Raw genomic sequence first — 20,609 nt, forward strand, 5'->3', positions numbered from 1 at the left:
ATTAAAACAAGATACCTCCACCTTAATAACAGAATAATCAATAAAGGTGATGTAGTATATAAAGGTCAAGAAATTGGATTTACAGGAAACACAGGTCGCACCACCGGCCCTCACTTACATTTTGAATATTTAAAAAATGATATTCCTATCAATTTCGAACATATTATTAAAAACTGAATTTGACATAAACATGATAAAAGAGAATATAATCATATAGAAACCAAATACCACTACAAAAAATGAGTCTTCAGTATCAAATTCAATAAAGACATACCCAGAATGAATGAATAGCAATCACACATTCAACCTAAGCATGAAAATAAAACAAAAAATCTCAAATAAGAAACGAAAGTATAATTAACCTAAATATTAATAAGGATTACCATTTTTTTGACAAGGACATTTTGTGAACCTAGATCACATTTAGACAATATGCATACGAAAACATGCTTTTTTTATATTCATTTTATATTTTAGTAGTACAATCCGTCGCATTATATAAGAAGCTCATAAAAACATAATAATACATGAACACATGTAGATGATCATATTCGCTAGGTTGGAAAACTCATGAATCTTCCCGATTTTGCACGGCGCCCTATTAGCCAAAATTTGCCTTGTGGGGTTAACCCGAATGTACTTGACGATTTTTCTGAAATTAAACGTCAAGTAAATAAACTAAGTACAGTTACGTCTAAAATTTCATGGAAAAAAGTCCATTCGTTATCGAAAAACATTTTATTGAATGAAAGCAAAGACATTCGCTGTGCTTGTTACTATACCGTTTCTGCAACTCATATTGATGGGTTAAAGGGTCTTGTTGGTGGTTTGAACGCGTTGCTCGACGTCTGCGTCATTTACTGGCATTCCGCTTATCCAGAAGAAAATAAGTCAACCGCAAGAATAGGATCTATTGAATGGTTAACTGAGCATGCGGTACGTAAACAAAAAACACTTAAGATTACCCCTAGCGATTTACCTCTAATTGAAGCAGGACATGAACTAACCTTAAAGATTGAAGAAGAATTACGTTCTCATTACGGCATTAAAACGCCTTCTTTAGGTGGGATCCGCCGTATTTTCTCTCAATGGATAGAAGAAATTCAAATTCAAGAAGAAAAAGCACATCAAGTCAAAAATAAACAAAAACCAAAACCCGTTGAACCACAAGGGATCAGCGTCAATGTATCAATGCCACCACGAAATAAGCCACCAATAAAAATCGATACGGCTGTCGCGCCTGAAGGCAATTCAAAAGCCTTGATTACTATTCTCATTATACTTGGGTTTTTTCTTTGCTTATTATTTGCTCATTTTTTCTATAGCGATAATCAAAAACGTACGTTACGTGAACAAATTGAGACCGCAGACATTCACGATATTGTCCAAATTTTGCCCGCGTTAGAACATAAAGACGAATCAATAAAGCAATCCATTAAATCAGAAGTCATTCAGCGAACTCAATGGTTAATCTCCGACTGGGAATTAGACCCTATTAAAGTAAACCAATTAAACACATTGAATTTAGCCGTACAGCAGTTGCAAGAAATTTACCCTGATTCTGCCGCTGCGACCAATATGAAAGAGAAACTCACCTTACAAACAGAAGAATTTGATCGCGAATACAAACGTATTAATCGTCAATTTTTAAAATCAAGAACGGTGTTTGCCAATGCTAAATCCCAAGAGAAAGACAGTGCAATTATAAAAGCGTACGACTACAGCAACTCACTCTTCCCCTTACTGGGTCGAATTGAGTATGCAGAAAAACAAACAACATCGGCAGAGATCGATAGAACACAGCGTTTACTCAATATTTATCAACATAAGATAAATACACTAAAAGAAAAATTTTAGGTTTGTAACTCACTGTATTACATAACGTCAGGCATAACATAAAAGTAAAAACTATGAAAAACACTTTGGTCCGAAATCCGCTATTACTTTCTACACTCATCACCATTTTTATACTGGTTGTATTGTGTGGTGCTTATTTACTTTGGTTCCCAGAAGCCGATATTGTACTGCTGTGGGGAACCGTTGCTGTCATTGGTGTTTTGTATCTTCTCTTTAACCTCACATTATATATCAAAAAACGAAAAGGAAAGAAAAGCCAAGATATTGAAACAGAAGAAGAAACGCTGTCAATGGTACTAAAACCGTTGCTTCATAAAGCCAAACAAAAACCAATCTACTTAATCATTGGTAACAAAGGATCAGGAAAAAACCAATTTCTTCAAGTTTCTAATGCCATAAAGCCAATGGATAAAGTGAAGAGTGTAAAAAATGACTTTTTTGAATGGTCTGAATCAGACTCTGCCGTTTATATAAAGCCTAACCATCGACTCGTTTTTCAAGAAATTTCAAGTGCAGACAGCCTATTGTGGCAAGCATTAATTAATGAAGTCATCAATCATAAGCCAAGAAAGCCCTTCGCTGGTTGCTTATTACTCATCGATTTTGAGTTTTTAGTCGTTCATGATGACGAGCAAACTGATTATACGTTAAACATTCTTTTGCAACGCTTAGAATCAATCAAAGAAAGCACAGGAGCTACCCTACCTCTGTATTTCGTTATGACTAAATTAGACAAATTAGAAGGGTTTAAAGAATACATTCATTTCAGTCCGTTAAAGTCGAGTATTGAGTTTCTTTCTATTCCTTTAAAAGACGCAAAAGGGGCAATCTTAGATTATTTCCGTGACAGCTATAAAAATATCGTAAAAGTCATGGAAGCAAGTGCCCTTGATTCATCATCATACACAAACAATGTTGATGAAAAACAGACCATACTGGCTTTTCCTAAACAATTTGAGTTATGTCAGGTCGAAATAAGCCGTATTGTTGAACGACTTAATGATTTAAACCAAGGCACCTATGCGATTGATATTAGAGAAGTCTTCTTTAGCTCTAGCCTTCAAGGTGGCCGAAAATATAATTTATTGGCTAAGAGTTGTAGCAATTATTTCAACTTACCGATCATTGCTTCTGAACACGGACAATTAACCGAAACCCCTTACTTCACCCGCTTTTTGGTTGATTCAAAAGTGTTACCTGAAGCCGATTTCTCCAACGAGAACCAAAACTACTTACGTCGTATTCAACAACGCAGTCGTTTGGCATTTTTAGTGTCTGTCGTTGTGCTCACAAGCGGAAGCTACTTTTTATTCCAAGCCTTAGAAAGTAATCTACAAGTCATTAATCAGCTCATTGATGTGAAAGGAAAAGATCATGAGCAATATGCATCAGAGGTTTTCCACTCAAAACTGACCAATGCTCAGGAAGAGATTGAACCTACTTATAGCGCTTGGCTTAATGGTAATAAAGCCTTGGATGACGAGCTATTGACGATGAAAGTCAGCCGCTTAGAGCCAACCACAAAAATTGCATACCATGCATTAATCGAGCAAATCACCAAACAACTTATGCCAGTAATTGCTGAGGCTTATCAAATACAACTGACAAAAAATCAAAATGATATTTCAATGTCTTTGCCTTTATTGAAAAGTTATTTGATGCTGAAAGATCCAAGTAAGAGAGACATCCCTTATTTAAAACAGCACACATTTGATGTGTTAACTCGACTCGATTCTAACTCCGAGACCGTGAAAAAAACCATGTCTTATTTGGATGCGTATTTCCGTACAAAGTTTGCTCCTATCGACATTAATATGGATTTAGTTCGTGCAACTCGCCGTAACCTATTGGCGAAATCAAACGTTGATTTGGTCTACCTTCAAATCGTAGAGCAAGCGAAAAGTGCCGAGATCGATACGCTCAATCTACAAAGAGCCGTTGGGTTTGATTTTAATAATATCTTTAAAAATCCGATTAATAATGAAAGTTTAAACATCAACAAACTCTATACCTCAACAGGATTTAGCTCGTTTTATCGTCCACACGTTGATTTGTTGTCTAAACGAGTGATCTCAGATAACTGGGTACTTGGGCTATCAAATAACATTATTCCAAGTGATGCAGAGCAAGAGGAATTCAAAGATGATGTTCGTAAAAAATACACCGATGATTACATCAATTATTGGCGTAATGCATTAAGTGAACTCAAAATAAAATCGTATGACAACATTTATGATTTAACCAATGCGATTGATCTGATCTCTGGCCCATCATCGCCAATGACAACCATCTTGAAACAACTGTACGCCAACACCCATTATTCACCAACAGGTGACATAAGTGCATTATTGGATTCAAAAAATAATTTAAAAGATGCTTTAGAAACGGCCACAGATGCCGTAACAGAGATAGTAGAACCTGATTACATTTTAATGGCTCGTGTAGAACAAGCGTTTTCTCTTTTGAATCAGTTACAGATTAATGAAACGAAAAACTCCCCTACGCCTTGGGAAGATATCGTGACATCACTCAATTCATTGAGAACCTATATTAAAGATATTTCAGATTCACCAAACGTACATCAAGCCGCACTGGATGCCGCACGAGCAAGAATGGTGAGAGCAGAGGCTGATCCATTAATTCGACTAAAACAAATCGCTCAGAAGTCACCAGAACCTGTACGCAGCTGGTTGTTAGACATAGTAAATCAAACTTGGTCAGTGATGATCACTGAAGCCACTAAAGGCATTCAAACGAAATGGTACAGTGAGGTTTACAGTGTGTTCCGTCAAACTGGGCTAAACAAATACCCATTTGATACCAATGCAAAAGAAGACATTTCATTGGAAGATTTTGAGCAACTATTTGCAACCGGTGGCATATTGAATGTCTTTATAAAAGACAACCTAGCGCCGTTTTATGACACGAATCTATGGACATCAAAGCGCGAAGATGGACAAGTCATGTACTTATCTCCTGAATTATTAGTTCAATTACGAAATTACAATGTAATACGCAACACCATGATCAACAAAAGCACCAATAAAGTACAAATACCATTTAGCACTAAAGTTGTGGATCTCGACTCAAGTGCAATTAGAGCAAACATCAATGTGGGCAGCCATATGATGAGCTATTACCATGGTCCAAGTAAGGTTCAAGAGCTGCAATGGCCACCACAAAGCGGAGACTTTGAGGTCAAAATAACATTACAAGACGTAACCGATGAGGGCAAGCAGCATACTCTCTCGGAGAATGGTCAATGGGCAATCTACCGATTATTAGGAGACTCTATACTCTCCGATGTCACTAATAGTAGTTTCGTTAGCCATATAAAAGTCAGCGGTCGTGATATCAGTATGAAGTTCACACCATTGACTCAGAACAACCCATTTACTTTCTCTGAGCTATCGAACTTTAAGCTCCCAGAAGTAATTAACTAAGAAAATAACAATAAAATAGAAATTAAGGCAGGGATTAACATGTCAAACATGAATCTACAGGGCTTAGATAAATTAGATCGTAGAATAATCTCCAATCTTTTATCCAATGGTAGAGAATCTATTGCGAATTTATCGCGTAATGTAGGGCTGTCTCGTACTGCTGTTGCAGAGCGAATTAATCGCTTGGAAAAAACGGGGATCATCAAAGGGTATACCGCACAAATCCGCATGAATAACGGGAACAATACCGCTTCTTGTTATTTGTTGATTTCGTGCGCTATGGGGCAAAAAGACGCCGTATCAGAGGCGTTAAAAGAGATACCTGAAGTCAAAATGACCAGCATTGTTGGTGGGACTTATGACATCATTTCTCTTATTGAAGCGCCCGATTTACATCGTATTCATTTCCTCTCAAATGAAATTGAATCGATATCGGGCATCAAAGAAGTGAAGAGTACTATCGTTTTGCATCAACCAGTTTGCCGATAAGTATTTCTGATTCACTTTTAATAATGATAGAAGACGAATAATAAGCGCCAACTTGTTGTTCGTTTTCTATGCATTTTAGACTAGTTACTGCCTACAATTTTAATCACTGTATCCTCCTTATCAATATTTCCTAGCCAACATGTTTGACCTAATTCGTTACCAATTCCGTCACCTAGTTCATTCTTAGGGATGGTGTCATTTTTTACGGTTAACTTAAGATCCCATGCCATAGGATCAGACAGAATAAACTTCATTAATCCTATTAACGTCTTATGTAACCGTCCTCCAGGTAAAAAGTTGGTATACGTATCAAAATCAATATCATCAATACATAGATTAAACTTACCTGTCAGGTCTGCCATGCTCTTACCTAGGTGTAAATCATTCCCTAATTGGCAGTTCTTTTGATTCAATTTATTACGTTGAGAATCGGCAATCGTCACTCGACGATATACCCACTCTTCGATGTATACATTAGGCAGCGAAAAGTAATGGGAAACGATGCCAGAAACAAGCTTTGGTGAACGCGTACGCGTCGATAACTGGTTAACATAAGAAAGTAATTTCGCCCTATCAAGATCCGCGTTATTGTTCTCTTGAATAACACTTGATAACCCGACTAAATGCAATAATCGTCCTGAGAAAGGATCCGTCGCATCACTTTGATATTGAATATGGTAACGATACTTTTTCCACACTCGATAAAGCATACTGATGTAACGATGATGAAAGAAATCGAAGAAATCTTTTACCGGATTATCGTCACTGTCTCGTCCTGCTAACTTCTCTGTATAGGATGCAGGTAACGGAGAACTCGAGCCATGCAAACCAAGAAAAGTTACTTCAATTTTCGTATACACCTGATCATTACGATCAATCTGTGCGATGTACTCAATGTCACTTTTAGGAAAGCTTAGCTTTGGTGAGACCCCGAATTGTATGTACTCATTCTTTACGTATTGATTTTCACCAATCGCTTTAAATTCAATACCAGGCAAGTTCTGATAATGCTTTTCAAGTAAAGATACCGCTTGGAAAAAACTGTATTCACAAGGTTTATTAACAATATACTCAATCATAGTATCGTCTGTTGCCCTGTTAAACTCGGCCACTCATAGTTTTCACCCGTATCTTCATCAAACACTTCAAGTTCAGTAAACGAATTAATACTCGAATACAATCGGATAAATTCATTCAAAATACTGGCAAGTAGGTACATATCCCCTTCATTGACGAAGTAAGTAGAATCCATGTCGACCTTAAACTTTACGCCACGAATAGCAACACCACGGAAGACTCTGTCAGTAGGAGTCATACTCGCTGATTTAATGCCATCAAGACGATGTATAGACGCTCTGTGCGCTTGTCTATCAACACGAGAATGGAAGTCATAAGTCGACAGTAATACTTTTAACACATCAATGTTGGCTAACGATAAGTAGTTAAGTGACATATTCGCAATCAACTGCCATTGCAGCTCGCCATTCACTTGTGGGCTAACCGATTGAGTTGGTTTAGTGATATTCGTAAATGTCGCGTACGTTGGCGATTTGTGCGTGGTATAGATGATGTCACCCACGGACAATCGCTCGGCCAAATCCGCATTACTGCATATCAGCTTCATTAATACCGTTTCAGAACTTAAATCAGACACTTGATTATTGTGCGAATGAAACGAGATATAACGCTCTAAACCACGACCGTTGATTCTTTCACTGACTTTAGTTTTATAAAAATCTCTTTTATCTCTTTGATTAATTTGATGTTCAAAGGATTCAAATTCAATTAATTTCTTTCTACGACGTTCTGCTTTACTCCAGCTCTCAACCTCTTCAACCGAATACACTTCATAATGCTCTTGGTTTGAACTTTGAGGGCGAACTTTATAATCATTACGCTGGTGATCAAGACGGATAGGATCCCCATCTTGATCGAACAAATTCACAACTGGCGTGCAATGAAGTTTTAAATGCTTATCTTTTAACATCACTTCCGAAGGCAAAGCTCGTGAGAAAACGAACGACATTTTAACGGTGCTGCGTTGTGGTATGCCGTTTAACCATTCCAATCCTTTCACATCAAAGAACATGAATTTTTCAGGTAACGAAAAGTATTCTTGCAATAAACGATAGCCAGAAAATGAATTCTTGCTGTATGGCAAAATGGCTTCATCATCATCAAACCCCACAGGAACGACTTGGTCAGCACGAATACGGTGCTTATACCCTCCTCCAACGTCCAGTTCGACATAATCTAAATAGCGGAATAACCAAAGATACAGACTGCGTGTAATGTGCTGCTCGCCATTCAAATGAAAGCGTAATGTATCTAATTTTATACGAGACAACTCTAGGCCATTATTCGCAGCCAAAGTGACGTGTACCGAAGAGTTAGTGCGACTGTTATTTTGTTCAATCTGTTGAATGCTCAGCGGATACAAGGCAACGTCATAACAGGTTCTAAATAAACATTGAGTGCCTTCTACTTGCTCACTCGCCATTTCTGCACCACGCTCAACCACGGTTTTCTCTGTCACACTCCCCGAGTGAGGCGTTAACTCACTGATGCACATTGAAGGCACTGAGCGCATGTAATGAGGCCATAATAATGAAATTAATGACTGTGTTAATTCCGGCAGTTCATCGTCTATTTTTTCACGAACACGACCCGTTAAAAAGGCAAAGCCTTCAAGCAAACGCTCAACATCAGGATCAAATGTTCCTTCAGACAAGAAGTTAGTCAGCTTAGGGTGATATTTTGCAAATTCACTGCCTGCTTCTTTTAAATAGGCTAGCTCATCTTGAAAATATTTACTGTTACTCACTCTTTTCTCCTACTAAACGTTAAACTGTCCATCGACGCCCATGAATATATTAATAGACATTGGAACCTTACCGCCGTTATGCATCACTTCACCACCAATACCAAAACCTAACTGCAATGGGTTGTGATTATCTTGACGATAATGAACCTCAACGTTCTTTAGTCTTGGTTCAAACTTCTCAATTGATGTACGAATGTTCTGTTGAATGTTACGAACTAAATTGGTGTTATTGGATAACACATCATTAAAATCAGGCAGTCCGTATTCATTATCTATCATGGCGTTCCCTGCATGTGTATTCAGTAAATCTGCAAGGTGAAGGTGAATTGATTCAATAAGATGTTTGTGCGATACCACTTTTTCGTAGCAGTTTTTAGGCTCACCTAATTCAATTCGTTCTAAAAGCCGGTAACCTTTTTCCATAATGACTTCTTAAAAAATAAGCGACCAGTTCAACCTAGTCGCTTATATGGGGAGACAAATTAGTTTTGGTCTAATTTACCAACCAGTGACAAGTCAAAACTTGCACCCATGTACTTAAAGTGTGGACGTACCGACATTGATACTTTGTACCAACCTGGATCGCCTTCTACTTCAGATACTTCCAATTTTGCAGCACGTAATGGACGACGGCCACGTACTTCTGCTGGTGGGTTCTCTTGATCAGAAACGTATTGACGGATCCATTTGTTTAGTTCGATCTCTAAATCAGAACGCTCTTTCCATGAACCGATTTGTTCACGTTGCAGCACTTTGATGTAGTGAGCCAAACGGTTGATAATGAACATGTATGGTAATTGAATACCTAACTTGTAGTTCATTTCCGCTTGCTTGCCTTCAGGCGTATTCGGGAATACTTTTGCTTTTTGTACTGAGTTTGCAGAGAAGAACGCTGCATTGTCAGATCCTTTACGCATAGTAAGAGCAATAAAGCCTTCTTCAGCTAGCTCATATTCACGACGGTCTGAAATCAAGATCTCTGTTGGGATCTTAGTTTCGATTTGACCCATAGATTCATAATTATAAACCGGAAGATCAGAAACCGTACCACCACTTTGTGGACCGATAATATTCGGACACCAGCGATATTTTGCAAATGATTCACTGATTTTAGACGCCATCGCGTACGCAGAGTTACCCCAAAGGTAGTTATCATGACCATCTTTAACATGTTCATTATAATCAAACGCTTTGATTGGGTTATCTTCTACAGAATACGGAGTACGTAACATCATACGTGAAGTACAAAGACCCACATAACGAGCATCTTCATGCTCACGGAAACCGCGCCATTTAGTATACTGAGGACCTTCAAATACAGACTTCAGATCTTTCAGGTTTGGCAGATCTTCATAGCTATCTAAACCAAAGAACTGAGCCGATGCTGATGTAATGAATGGTGCGTGAGACATTGCCCCTACATTTGCCATGTATTCCATCAGTTTCACATCAGGTGATGATGCAGACATTTGGAAATCACAAATAACAGCGCCGACTGGTTTACCACCAAATTGACCGTATTCACGCGTATAGATTTGCTTGTAAAGACCAGACTTAACGACTTCTGGTGCATCTTCAAAGTCGTCCAATACTTCGTCTTTTTTCGCTGAAATCAATTCAATTTGAATGTTTTCACGGAAATCAGTGTGATCAACCAAGTATTTCAAACCGCGCCATGTTGATTCAATCGCTTGAACCTCTTCGTTATGAAGAATAGCATCAACTTGCTTAGACAATTTTTGGTCGATTTCAGAAATCATTAAATCAACTAATGACTGCTCAACTTTACTGCCCGTATTGTTGCTGCTTAGCAATTCACCAATAAATGCTTCTACGCCACGTTTTGCAACGTCAAAGCCTTCATCACTTGGTTTTAAACGCGTTTCATTTAGAATGCTGTCTAGTAATGAGCCAGACTCAACCAGTGTTGCTTCTTGTTCCGGAGCTTGTGCTTCTGTTGTCATAATACCCTCTACTCAGCCTTTGCTTCTTTATCAGCGCTCAGATTTAACTCTTCAAGTAATTTTTGACGAGCGTCTTCATCTTGAAGCACTGCCGCAATTTTCTTACGAAATGCTGGTACGTTTCCTAATGGGCCTTTCAGCGCAACAAGTGCTTCACGCAATTCAAGTAAGCCACTTAGTTCAGGAACACTTTTAGCGATAGCTTCTGGTGAAAAATCTTTCATGCTATTGAACGTTAGATCAACACCAAGTTGAGCGCCTTCTTCGCCGCTCAATTTATTGTCTACATTCACTTTTACGTTTGGAGAGTAGCCTTCCAATACATCATTGAAGTTATCTTTATCAATGTTGATTGGAGTACGATCTTCAATTGGAGTCTCATCAGCACGCGCTGTAAAGTCACCAACAACCATCATACTTAGTGGTAATTCAACGTCTTCTTGTACATCACCTGTCGCAGGTACATAACGTATATTAATTCGCTCTTTAGGAGCAACCGAGCCATCGCGGGACATAATTCTTCCTTATTTTCGTTTTGTTTACTTATTATTAATAGATAACCATTGTTGGTACTTTTCAGGAATCAAATCCTTGGATGGATACATTTCCGTCATTGTTTTTTCAACCAACATATCAAGCTGATTACATAAATGAGGCTCCCAACTCATTAAATTTATTTCTTCTCTTACGACCCATATTTTTTCAATATAAGGTAAGCACAAAGGAAGCAAGCCTACGAGGTGGTACGCTTTTATTAATTTCAATTGCAACATCAGTTGCCCACGCCCAGAAGTATCGGCCGCTAAACCTTGGGAAATGGTGGAGACATAATCACCTAGAGTTGCTAATGTGATTTCACCTTCAGACAAGGTTGTATCATCTGAAAATTCGAGTGGCATAGGCATCAACGCCGCGGGGGTAATCGCTGTGCGTGATGCTAGCCATTTTAGGGTTGCTTCGTCAGCAAAAGGCACTGAGTTCGCAAACGTTAACGCTTCAACACCGTTCAATTCTTGAATAAACAACGCTGTCTCTTGTTTTACGGCTTCCGCCGCGGATTCGTGATTCAGGTTCATCAACATCTGATACATAAGATGGTGACCGCTCAACCAAAAAGGCGCGTCCGTCAGGGTTTTTTCAAGACGTTTTATCACTTCAGGATCCGTCTCGTGCTTTGCTTTTTCTTTGTATTCAGAAAGCTGATCTTGTGATACCGCCAAACTTATCGGTGTTTTTTTATCGTTATCATACGGAGGCAATTCATCAACATCACACCAGGTAGAATAACGATGCAGGCGATAAGCCAAAGAAGCGCCTATATTAGAATGCAGCATAAATTCGGCGATTTTTTTCAACGTTTTCTTCGAGGCACTTGGGCTTGAGAAATCCGTATCAATATCCACTTCTTTTCTAACAGATTCCGCTTTTCTTTGTACTGGTGCTATGGTTTGTGCTGTCACTACCGAAGGCGTAGCTTCTATCGATTCTTGAGCTAGATCGGCTTGCTCGTTTTCTTGATGAGTAACGCTGGCCGTTTCATTCATACCCACTTGTGGCAAACGATCCATAATGGCATTAACCGCCGAACGAACCGCAAAAAACGCTACGTCAGAATCAGAAAATGACTCTTGATATTTCTCATCGATCTCTGCAATTAAAGTCAAACATGAGGACGCTTGATCCCACGATAATTGCTGTGAATCCAACTTTGGCAATACGCTCTCTAGCTGAGAAATAAACCACTCAACGGCGCCATCTCTTGCTCGCTTGCGACGTGGGTACAATGAATCACTAAACAAGGTTAAGCTTTGAGAAAATAACGAGAGTCCCGTTTCAAAACCATTAAAGCCTTCTCGTTCAATCCATGCTCGAGTTAAGTAACAAATCGCTTTTAAATCTTTACTGTGAGACGTTAATACCTCAGTACCATTCGTCTCTACCGCTTTCCAATCTACCGTTTCACCAAACAGCGATCCGAATTTTTTAATCTCAAATTCCATGAGCTCATAACAGAACTCATATTTAGCATCTTCACCCGCAGGCGACATTTCATTAATCGGTTTAAGTAATACGTCAATATCAACCGTCTTCATCATGAGATCGTTACCTGTTTTTGATAGGTATTTAATGCTTTCTCTATTGCCAATGCGCCATCTGCAGGAACATCTTGTTGAAAACTTTGTTCAAGAGATTCTCTCGCCAGTTTCTTTAGTAGAACAGACACTTCTTTAAAGCGAGAAGGCGCGTTTTGATGCAAATCTGATAATGCGGTATTGAGCTTGTCACTCTCAAAAATCAACTCTCCGGTTACGGTTCCAAATAAAACATACTCACTGCGTTGAATGATCAATTCTGTTTTTTTCGATGTCAGTTCAACCGTGTCACCAAAAAGGGTAATGGCGTGTTCTATTTCATCAATTGCTTTTGAATAAAAATGGTTTTGAGCGTGTGTATTGACCGAATCGATCACTTTACCTAAGACTTCTTTAGGCAATACATACGCATAGAAATAAGATTCAGCCTGAGTTTTCATCCACTCAGTACGCAGATACTTCTCTGCGTCTTTTGAATCGCCAGACATAATAATATTCGCTAACGCTTGATCTTCTGGACCAATCGGATATGAGAATTTCTGACGCTCTAACATTAAATTATTAAGACCTTTCATCAACTTAGTAATTCGTCGGTTAACGGAAGACGACATGACGGCATTTCGATTTAGGTGCTCATTAAGTGCAACCATGTCTTTACGTATCGTTGTTAGTTCTTTTCTTTGACGTTCTTCACTGTCACGTCGTTTCATCAAGTTGTCTTTTTCTTCGTTATACCAACGTTCAATTTGATTATTTTTAACGTTAACCGCTTCTCTATAAGGGGCTAATGCCAATAAATCTACTTCACTGTTGTCGAGTGCTGTCGTGATTTCCCATGGCGGTTTAGTTAAGAATGCCGCCGTTTGTGCGGGTTTAATTTTAGACACTCCAATCACAGGAACAGGAGATGGAACAAAGTAACTGGAGAGTATGGCACCGGTAATTACGATCACGCTCGCGATCAGCGCGACTTCTAAATACTTAAACATACCCAGACGTAAGGGATCAAAACTGTTCTCTTTTCGTAAGACCAGATCGGCATTACGCAATCGTGTAAATATTGGCGCATGGTTATTGGTACGCATTGCGTCAATATCAATTTTTGCCAGCGCTTGAGCAAACGCGATCGGTGTTAATTTATGGCCACGCGGTTTTTTGATAATTAAGCGCAATAATACCCAAACCGATTTAGGGATTTGATTTGGTCTTTTACGTTGCTGTAACGTTGCCTTCCAATCCGAATGCTCTGAATAGCCTAAGAATAAACAACACGTTAACAACGCCATTGAATACACATCGTCTTGCGGATCGGACTTTCCGGTTTCTAGAAATAATGGCGAGGCATAAGATAAGCTGGCTTCAGAATACTCTTTACCCTCACCTGAATATTGAGCAGCACCGAAATCAATAAGCTTAATACCATCGTCTTCACACACGATAATATTGGACGGTTTAATGTCTAAATGGCACACACCTTTCGTGTGCATATATTCTAATGCACCCGCTAATTGATATATTAACCAAGCAACGTGATCATGACGAAACCCTTTATTGCTGTGTCTGGTTAGTTTTTCTGATAATGATTCGCCTTTAATCCATTTATACATAAAATAAGGACGATCAAACTCATTTCCAAGTTTAATAAATTCAGCAATACTAGGATGTTGTGATATTTCGAGGTGTGTTGCTTCTGCTATAAACATCGAACGTGCGTAATCAGGCGCATTGTCATTCAATACTTTACAACAAATTTGCTTGTCGGCATCTCCCTTTTTCGCTAGGTGATACAACGTAGTTTTGGTATTTTTAGATTCTATTGTCTCTACTACATCGAATTGCGAAAATAATACGTGCTCTAGCCTTGGCTTATTTTTTTCAGCCAATGCTTGCTCATATTTTTTCTTTTTTTCGATTGCTTTTACAACCAACTGATTAATAAATTCGTTAGCTGATCCCTGCTGTTTAGACACTTATATACTCTTTATACCAAACCGAATTAATGAGGCCTGATTTTAATGAGTTACTGTGTGGTTTTTCAATGCTGTAAAACAAAACGAACACTATCTCTAGCCATTTAGTTAAAGTGACTAGAAATATAGAAAAAACGCAACCAAGGTAATTACCTTACTTTGTCGCCTTGAATATTAATAATGAACGAGTGTTGGATTTATCAAATAAAAATACGCTGGCAAGCGCCTCAGTATCGTGCAGGTAATTCATTGTCGCTATTGTCGAAATACCTGATGCACCTCCCATTGTTCCCCAATACTCATTCGTTAACGTGACATTTTGCGCATTCGGTAACGCTTCACTTCTGGCACCAATAGCAAAACCATAATCTTCAACATGAGAGCGTTGATTTGTCATATCACTGTACACAATGCCTAGATCAGAATGCGATTTACACGCTTGCCTTATCAACCGAGAGCACCCTCGGCGATCGCTCGATGCCCAATCAAACCCCATAAAAATCAGTTGCGATTGTGGGGTTATTTTTAATGTTTCTAATACATTCCGTTTCGTTAATATCATGCCTGCCGCCCCTTCACTCGGGATCACTCCCCACGGGTTTTTGGCATACATCACTTGTTGATTTTCAATCAAGTTGTCAATGTCATCCAGTAAGCTATCCACGGCAATGCACAATACCGCGTCTGGCTCATCTAAGCTTTGTAAGCATTCCGCCATAAACGCATTACCTTGGTGTTTACTGACCGTAATATTAGACAAATATGCGCTGTATTCACTCTCACTTAACCAATCACGAATCTCGTGGCGAGAAAGCGACGAAGGAATAGAAAGGAGTAATGGCAAGGGTTTTAAGGAAATGTGCAACCTGTCTAATAAAGGAACCAGTACTTCAATAAGTAATTGCTTTGTTTTTTCCAGTGGATCCGCTGCATTTATGTATTCAAGTTCAGCAATCGTGTATTTTTTACCATTACTTTCATAAGATGAAAAGCGGTCAATGTCGGCTTTCGCCACCGCCACCGCAAGCTCCACGTTCATTCCTGTCGGAGTGGCAATTTCACTGTCTAACACAAACTGTCCATAAAACTGACTCATGATGACATAACCTCTATGCGTGACGACGTCAGTAAATGTTCACGATCTTGACAATGAAAAGACGCGGTATAAAGCATTTCGATGCGTTTTTTATTAGCATCAATCCAGATGGTATATAACGGCATTACCGCCCTTTCTTCTTTTTCTTGAAACGTGGTTATCGCTTGATATTTTTCTGTCGGAATGCGAAATGACAATGCATCGTTATGACAAAAACCACTGACCATTAAGCGCTCTCCGCCAGTAAGGTAGCCTTTACACTGCTGATCTTTCGGGGCGGATTGATAAAAACGATCATCAAAATCAATGGGCCATAAAGGACGACGTTCTTCCTGCCACTTATCATCAAAGGTTCCTGCCCATCGGCTTCGTTCAGAGAAAAAAGGGGGCAGAGGCCCAAAACCCGCCACTTGCACTTTATTGCTATTGGCTTGCCAATTTTGTCCTGCATAAAACACGGAAGGTACTTTTGTTTTCAACAATTCATCACTTGATTCTGCAATGCCTGATCCTAATCGATTTCGCTCATCCCCGCCAATCGCATTGGTGTAATCGATCTCGCGTTCAATAAAGGGCTGCGCTGCTGATACCGCAATACTGCCACTGTGATCAATCCACTGACGCTCACCAATGACAATTAACGATTTATCGATATGTTCGTCAACCAATAGACGGCAAGAGTGACTAGAGACGGGTTTCTTAGCGTATGTTTTGGCTTTACCATAAATTAATATATCGGTGTTTTTTTTGTATATTGGAAAATCATGATCTGAAATCATCGCTGAAAACCCAGCGTCGCCAGCGTAAATGGGATCATCATTGATCACCACGGGGGTCTCTTCTTGTACCCAGCGACCTTCACTCCAAAGCCATGCTTTTTTCATGCTCAATACCCAGACTTCATGGCCTTGACGATCTCGCTGAAAACGTCCTTTTAGCGTATATGAATCTGATTCCTCAATATCCCAAAGCTGCATGTTTTCCTCTCAAATTAAAACGTTCACGAACGAGATCAATATGGCTGATGTTATGCAATAAACGTGATTGCTGCTGAATGCTCAATTGGGGATGCCAATGAAAATGAACCCGACTTAATACACACAGTTCTCGCCATAACCAAAGACGAAAGGTTGCGTTAATTTCTGCACTTTGTAATGCCTTGATTGAAGAATCAAAAGACAACGATTCACCAAAGCGGATCACTGACGACCGTTGATGTTCTTTATCATTAACCCATTGGCTTAATACCGACAAAGCGTAATCCCAATCTATGTCGATTCCTATCTGTGAAGGTATTAAAGGCAAGTCCTTTCCATAAACCCCCCATAGTGCTTCACACCAAACGGTTCTTTCTGCGTCATCAAGATCGCTCATATAAGACACGACATCAGGGGTTAAGCTGCTGTCTCCACTCAACATGAAATGAATAGGCGCATGACGGTGTTTCACATCAAACCCATTGAATTCTTTTAGGTTCAGTAGCTTTGCATACGTAGCAACGTCATCAGATGGCAGTGAATCAGGAGAATACTGCTGACGAAACCACGTTGCCCGATCTTCTTTTAGCACTAGTTGTTCAAATAAAATCGCATCATACGAGTGGGATTCATCTAACCATTCAATACTGCTGCCGACATTCAATAAGGCTAACTGAGAGTGTAAATACGACTCAGATAAAAATGACATCGCGATCCAATGCTTCATTAAAGACACACTGACGCGCTGTCGTAATATTAGACAACGAACATACAATTCACTGTTTTTTGATTTTCCTTCCACCAATCTGGCCATGATTTTATCAAGACCACCCGCATTCGAACGAAGCAGTAAGCCCATCGTCAATGAGTTATCAATATCATCAACAATTGAAAGCCCTATCATGATGATTTTTTTATCTTCTAGTGCAAAGACTTCGTTGAGGCATAACCACGCTAATACGTCTGGAAATTCATCATGAATACTATATAGAAACGCAGGATGGACGCGATATAAGGCGACAAAGACATCTAAAAAGGCCGCTAACTGTCTTTCCAATAGCACGAGATAATTGATCTCAAGTGATGGGTAGCCTTGTTGATGAAAACGGTATTGCTGCTTGATGTAAAACGACATCGTTTCGGCTGCTAAAGTCGCTTTATTCTGTAGAAATTGACGCTTAGCCGCTGAGAAATCATTCAATGCCTCTTGAGACTGTTGAATAATGGCGTGCGCCTCCGCTTTGTCTGCATCGGATAGAAACGTTTTTACATCTTCAACTAAATAACGGTATTGATTCATAAATCACTCTAATTAATGGCGATCGTTGATCCCTGAATTTTCTGTGCTTTTTCGGCTTGAGAGGTAATGTATTTCGCATTTGTGGTCACTCGACCATCTCTGCCACTGTATTTTGTTTGTGTCTCACCGCTTTTTAATATCAGCTCGTCTTCAGTTTCAATAACTAGCGACTTCGCTCTTAATACTAACGGCTTATCATCATCCAACAGGGAGAAAAAGATATCAGTTAACATGGGAAGCGTGATGTCTCCGTTCAGAAACTCAATCCGGCAGGTTAATTCACTTTCAATCGCCAATTCCAATTCAGATTTTCTAAATTGTCGACCAATTTTTGCAAGAACAGACGAGCCTTGCGCTAAACCATCAAATTCAACATAAAGGCGATCACCCAAACTTGGGTGCAAAGAAACCACTTTACCAAAACGAGGAACGCAAGCTGAAATATCAGCTTGCGGAGTGTCTTGAAGCAATGTGGTTACAGCAACTGAATTAGTTAATTGCAACCTTACCCCCTTTCACTGTTACGGCACTTGAGCCTTCAATGGTAATCGCAGTGCCTGACAACTTAATCGTGCCATCGCTGCTCATCACCAAGGATGAACTGCCCGTTTGTAATACAATCTTACTGCCACTGATGATCTGTGTTGACCCATCTGATTTGTAAGACGTATTGCCTTGAACAGAAACCGTTAAGTTGCCACCGACAGTTTGGTTATCATCCGCAGAAACATCGCTAGTACGTGACGCCCCTACTGATAAGTTACTGTTCTCTGTGACACTTAAATCGTCATTTTTGCCAACCGTCGTTGTGCGGTTATCACCAATATCTAACGTTGAGTTATTGACTACCGATTGTTGTTCATTCGCGTTGTATTTTACCGTGACATCTTGTTCAACCGTCTCAGTAAACGTACTGTTTACTTGTGTGGTTTTGTGCCCTTCAATCGTTTCTTTATGATCGCCTTTAACCTCGTTGGTTTGATGGCGATCTACCGTTAAGAATTCATCTTGTCCGATGGTTCTAAAGCGGTTATTCAGCACTTTTGTCGACATGTCTTTTTGTGCGTGAATGTACACTTCTTCTTGGTTTGCTTCATCTTCAAAACTTAACTCATTGTAGCCAGTGCCTTTATGAGTTTGCGTTCTAAAGGTGGTTCGTGTTTTATTCTCTGGTAAAGAGTACGGAGGAAAATGCAATCCATTGTAAACCGCACCCGTCACTAACGGACGATCCGGATCCCCTTCTAAAAACGCCACCACAACTTCGTGACCAATACGTGGCAAGTAAACCGCTCCCCACGTTGGCGCGGCCATCGATTGGCTCACACGGATCCAACAGCCTGAGTTTTCATCGCTGCTGCCATAACGATCCCAATGAAATTGCACCTTAATACGACCCAATTTGTCCGTATAAATCTCTTCACCATTAGGCCCAACCACCACGGCCGTTTGAGGACCATCGACAATAGGCGCAGGTAATTTAGGCGCTTTAAATTCAACGTCACGAGGCAAGCAACTAAATTGGTTTTGGTAAGTTGTTGGCATTCCACTGGCTTCATCTTCATGCACCTGCGGATCATAACCACTGTGCGTTACCGATAAAATGGTGTAATCACGATTTAACGCTGATCTTGGGTGCTTATTCAGGATGAAACTGTATCCAGGCGTTAAGCGCATTACACTGCTCACCGCCTCAATTTGATGATTATCCACCACGCTTTCAGCCATTAATTCATCAGAACGAATTTGACCTTGGCTTGGTTCAACATAACGACCAGGAAAATCAAAATAAGCCAGATCGTTATCAATCGATCCTGTTGTTCCCATTTTTTGAGGAATACGAGGCTGTTCATAATTGTAATCGGTGTAGGTTACTTGCCCGGTACGAACGCGATTAACCGACTCTAACTCAAAGATATGCTCTCTATCGGCATTTCCCCCACCCTCGGCTTGATAAATAATAGGGCCAACGTAAGAAGAGTTTAAAGGCGTATTAATCAGCTCAGCAATCGCATCATTTTTATCAACAATAACCATCGTGTGGTTAGTACTAGTATGCTCGAAGTAATACCATAATCCGTGTTCAGCCAATAAGCGCTGAACAAATTGGCAATCACTTTCTCTGTATTGAAGTACGTATTCTTTGGTTGAATAAACCCCAGAGGTATCAAAACGGTAATCCGTAACTGCCGCCTCATCAAGCACTTCAGTAACAATATTAACGACCGATTTATCTTGGAAAATACGACAATCTTGACGTTGCGTTAAGAACCATAATTGCGGAACCAACACGATCTGATAACGAGAGAAGCGACGTCCTTCACCAAGGTAACGAACTTCATTAACCACCCCATGAAATTGACGAGCAACACCCACCCCTTGTCCAAACACGTTAAGTAAGGCCGGTTTTCGGATTAACTCATCAAACGTAATATCTGCATCAAGTGAAAGTAATGATAGGTTGATGTGAAAAGGTTTAGACAACTCCTCAACTACATTAAAGCTTTCGACACGAAATTCATGCTCTGTTCCAAGGATTTCAAACTTAAATTCTATCTCACTAACCATATCTTTTACCTGATACTAATATGAAAAA

General features: G+C 39.6%; 16 protein-coding genes. 4 read left to right on the plus strand and 12 right to left on the minus strand.

The window, feature by feature from the left end:
* The 4 genes from AACV33_RS06860 to AACV33_RS06875 all read left to right on the plus strand — a co-directional run bounded on the left by AACV33_RS06860 (position 1) and on the right by AACV33_RS06875 (position 5,789).
* Positions 1 to 177, plus strand: coding sequence for a M23 family metallopeptidase (locus AACV33_RS06860; RefSeq protein WP_339379719.1), 177 nt, complete (start codon positions 1 to 3; stop codon positions 175 to 177).
* Positions 178 to 570: 393 nt separating this feature from the next.
* The gene (locus AACV33_RS06865; RefSeq protein ID WP_182699999.1) at positions 571 to 1,857 is read left to right on the plus strand and encodes a type VI secretion system ImpA family N-terminal domain-containing protein; all 1,287 of its coding nucleotides are present in this window, start codon (positions 571 to 573) and stop codon (positions 1,855 to 1,857) included.
* A gap of 53 nt (positions 1,858 to 1,910) precedes the next feature.
* Complete coding sequence (gene tssM / locus AACV33_RS06870; RefSeq protein ID WP_182700000.1) at positions 1,911 to 5,300, plus strand: type VI secretion system membrane subunit TssM; 3,390 nt, start codon at positions 1,911 to 1,913, stop codon at positions 5,298 to 5,300.
* A 39-nt stretch (positions 5,301 to 5,339) separates the two neighbouring features.
* Complete coding sequence (locus AACV33_RS06875; protein WP_017020852.1) at positions 5,340 to 5,789, plus strand: Lrp/AsnC family transcriptional regulator; 450 nt, start codon at positions 5,340 to 5,342, stop codon at positions 5,787 to 5,789.
* A gap of 80 nt (positions 5,790 to 5,869) precedes the next feature.
* Here AACV33_RS06875 and tssG read toward each other — a convergent pair whose 3' ends face one another.
* The 12 genes from tssG to AACV33_RS06935 all read right to left on the minus strand — a co-directional run bounded on the left by tssG (position 5,870) and on the right by AACV33_RS06935 (position 20,581).
* Positions 5,870 to 6,868 (minus strand): type VI secretion system baseplate subunit TssG, encoded by a 999-nt coding sequence (gene tssG, locus AACV33_RS06880; protein ID WP_017020853.1) that lies wholly within the window; start codon positions 6,866 to 6,868, stop codon positions 5,870 to 5,872.
* A complete protein-coding gene (gene tssF / locus AACV33_RS06885; RefSeq protein WP_017020854.1) occupies positions 6,865 to 8,613 on the minus strand; it encodes a type VI secretion system baseplate subunit TssF in 1,749 nt (582 codons plus the stop codon). Before tssF ends, tssG begins: the two co-directional genes overlap by 4 nt.
* 12 nt (positions 8,614 to 8,625) lie before the next feature.
* Positions 8,626 to 9,036 (minus strand): type VI secretion system baseplate subunit TssE, encoded by a 411-nt coding sequence (gene tssE, locus AACV33_RS06890; RefSeq protein WP_017020855.1) that lies wholly within the window; start codon positions 9,034 to 9,036, stop codon positions 8,626 to 8,628.
* Positions 9,037 to 9,095: 59 nt separating this feature from the next.
* Positions 9,096 to 10,577 (minus strand): type VI secretion system contractile sheath large subunit, encoded by a 1,482-nt coding sequence (gene tssC, locus AACV33_RS06895; RefSeq protein ID WP_017020856.1) that lies wholly within the window; start codon positions 10,575 to 10,577, stop codon positions 9,096 to 9,098.
* Between the two features lie 8 nt (positions 10,578 to 10,585).
* The gene (tssB, locus tag AACV33_RS06900) at positions 10,586 to 11,092 is read right to left on the minus strand and encodes a type VI secretion system contractile sheath small subunit (RefSeq protein WP_017020857.1); all 507 of its coding nucleotides are present in this window, start codon (positions 11,090 to 11,092) and stop codon (positions 10,586 to 10,588) included.
* A 24-nt stretch (positions 11,093 to 11,116) separates the two neighbouring features.
* Positions 11,117 to 12,670, minus strand: a complete 1,554-nt coding sequence (gene tssA, locus AACV33_RS06905) for a type VI secretion system protein TssA (RefSeq protein WP_182700022.1) — start codon at positions 12,668 to 12,670, stop codon at positions 11,117 to 11,119.
* Positions 12,670 to 14,640 carry a protein kinase domain-containing protein gene (locus tag AACV33_RS06910; protein ID WP_182700001.1) on the minus strand — a complete coding sequence of 657 codons (1,971 nt, stop codon included), beginning with the start codon at positions 14,638 to 14,640 and terminating at the stop codon, positions 12,670 to 12,672. Before AACV33_RS06910 ends, tssA begins: the two co-directional genes overlap by 1 nt.
* 154 nt (positions 14,641 to 14,794) lie before the next feature.
* On the minus strand, positions 14,795 to 15,736 hold the full coding sequence (locus tag AACV33_RS06915) for a hypothetical protein (RefSeq protein ID WP_182700002.1): 942 nt from the start codon (positions 15,734 to 15,736) through the stop codon (positions 14,795 to 14,797).
* The gene (locus tag AACV33_RS06920) at positions 15,733 to 16,713 is read right to left on the minus strand and encodes a DUF2169 family type VI secretion system accessory protein (protein WP_182700003.1); all 981 of its coding nucleotides are present in this window, start codon (positions 16,711 to 16,713) and stop codon (positions 15,733 to 15,735) included. Before AACV33_RS06920 ends, AACV33_RS06915 begins: the two co-directional genes overlap by 4 nt.
* On the minus strand, positions 16,694 to 18,013 hold the full coding sequence (locus AACV33_RS06925) for a hypothetical protein (protein WP_182700004.1): 1,320 nt from the start codon (positions 18,011 to 18,013) through the stop codon (positions 16,694 to 16,696). The genes AACV33_RS06920 and AACV33_RS06925 overlap by 20 nt, the downstream gene beginning before the upstream one ends.
* Before the next feature lie 8 nt (positions 18,014 to 18,021).
* On the minus strand, positions 18,022 to 18,516 hold the full coding sequence (locus tag AACV33_RS06930; RefSeq protein ID WP_017020863.1) for a hypothetical protein: 495 nt from the start codon (positions 18,514 to 18,516) through the stop codon (positions 18,022 to 18,024).
* Positions 18,503 to 20,581: a type VI secretion system Vgr family protein gene (locus tag AACV33_RS06935; RefSeq protein WP_182700005.1), complete on the minus strand. Its 2,079-nt coding sequence runs from the start codon at positions 20,579 to 20,581 to the stop codon at positions 18,503 to 18,505. Before AACV33_RS06935 ends, AACV33_RS06930 begins: the two co-directional genes overlap by 14 nt.
* Positions 20,582 to 20,609: the final 28 nt, after the last annotated feature.

The sequence above is a fragment of the Aliivibrio sp. SR45-2 genome (genome assembly GCF_963890165.1).
GTDB lineage: Bacteria > Pseudomonadota > Gammaproteobacteria > Enterobacterales > Vibrionaceae > Aliivibrio > Aliivibrio salmonicida.

Bases quoted from the DNA above. Each gene is read 5' to 3' on its own strand.
- AACV33_RS06865 (WP_182699999.1), top strand. From the start codon at position 571: ATGAATCTTCCCGATTTTGCACGGCGCCCTATTAGCCAAAATTTGCCT.
- tssM (WP_182700000.1), top strand. From the start codon at position 1,911: ATGAAAAACACTTTGGTCCGAAATCCGCTATTACTTTCTACACTCATC.
- AACV33_RS06875 (WP_017020852.1), top strand. From the start codon at position 5,340: ATGTCAAACATGAATCTACAGGGCTTAGATAAATTAGATCGTAGAATA.
- tssG (WP_017020853.1), bottom strand. From the start codon at position 6,868: ATGATTGAGTATATTGTTAATAAACCTTGTGAATACAGTTTTTTCCAA.
- tssE (WP_017020855.1), bottom strand. From the start codon at position 9,036: ATGGAAAAAGGTTACCGGCTTTTAGAACGAATTGAATTAGGTGAGCCT.
- tssC (WP_017020856.1), bottom strand. From the start codon at position 10,577: ATGACAACAGAAGCACAAGCTCCGGAACAAGAAGCAACACTGGTTGAG.
- tssB (WP_017020857.1), bottom strand. From the start codon at position 11,092: ATGTCCCGCGATGGCTCGGTTGCTCCTAAAGAGCGAATTAATATACGT.
- tssA (WP_182700022.1), bottom strand. From the start codon at position 12,670: ATGAAGACGGTTGATATTGACGTATTACTTAAACCGATTAATGAAATG.
- AACV33_RS06915 (WP_182700002.1), bottom strand. From the start codon at position 15,736: ATGAGTCAGTTTTATGGACAGTTTGTGTTAGACAGTGAAATTGCCACT.
- AACV33_RS06920 (WP_182700003.1), bottom strand. From the start codon at position 16,713: ATGCAGCTTTGGGATATTGAGGAATCAGATTCATATACGCTAAAAGGA.
- AACV33_RS06925 (WP_182700004.1), bottom strand. From the start codon at position 18,013: ATGAATCAATACCGTTATTTAGTTGAAGATGTAAAAACGTTTCTATCC.
- AACV33_RS06935 (WP_182700005.1), bottom strand. From the start codon at position 20,581: ATGGTTAGTGAGATAGAATTTAAGTTTGAAATCCTTGGAACAGAGCAT.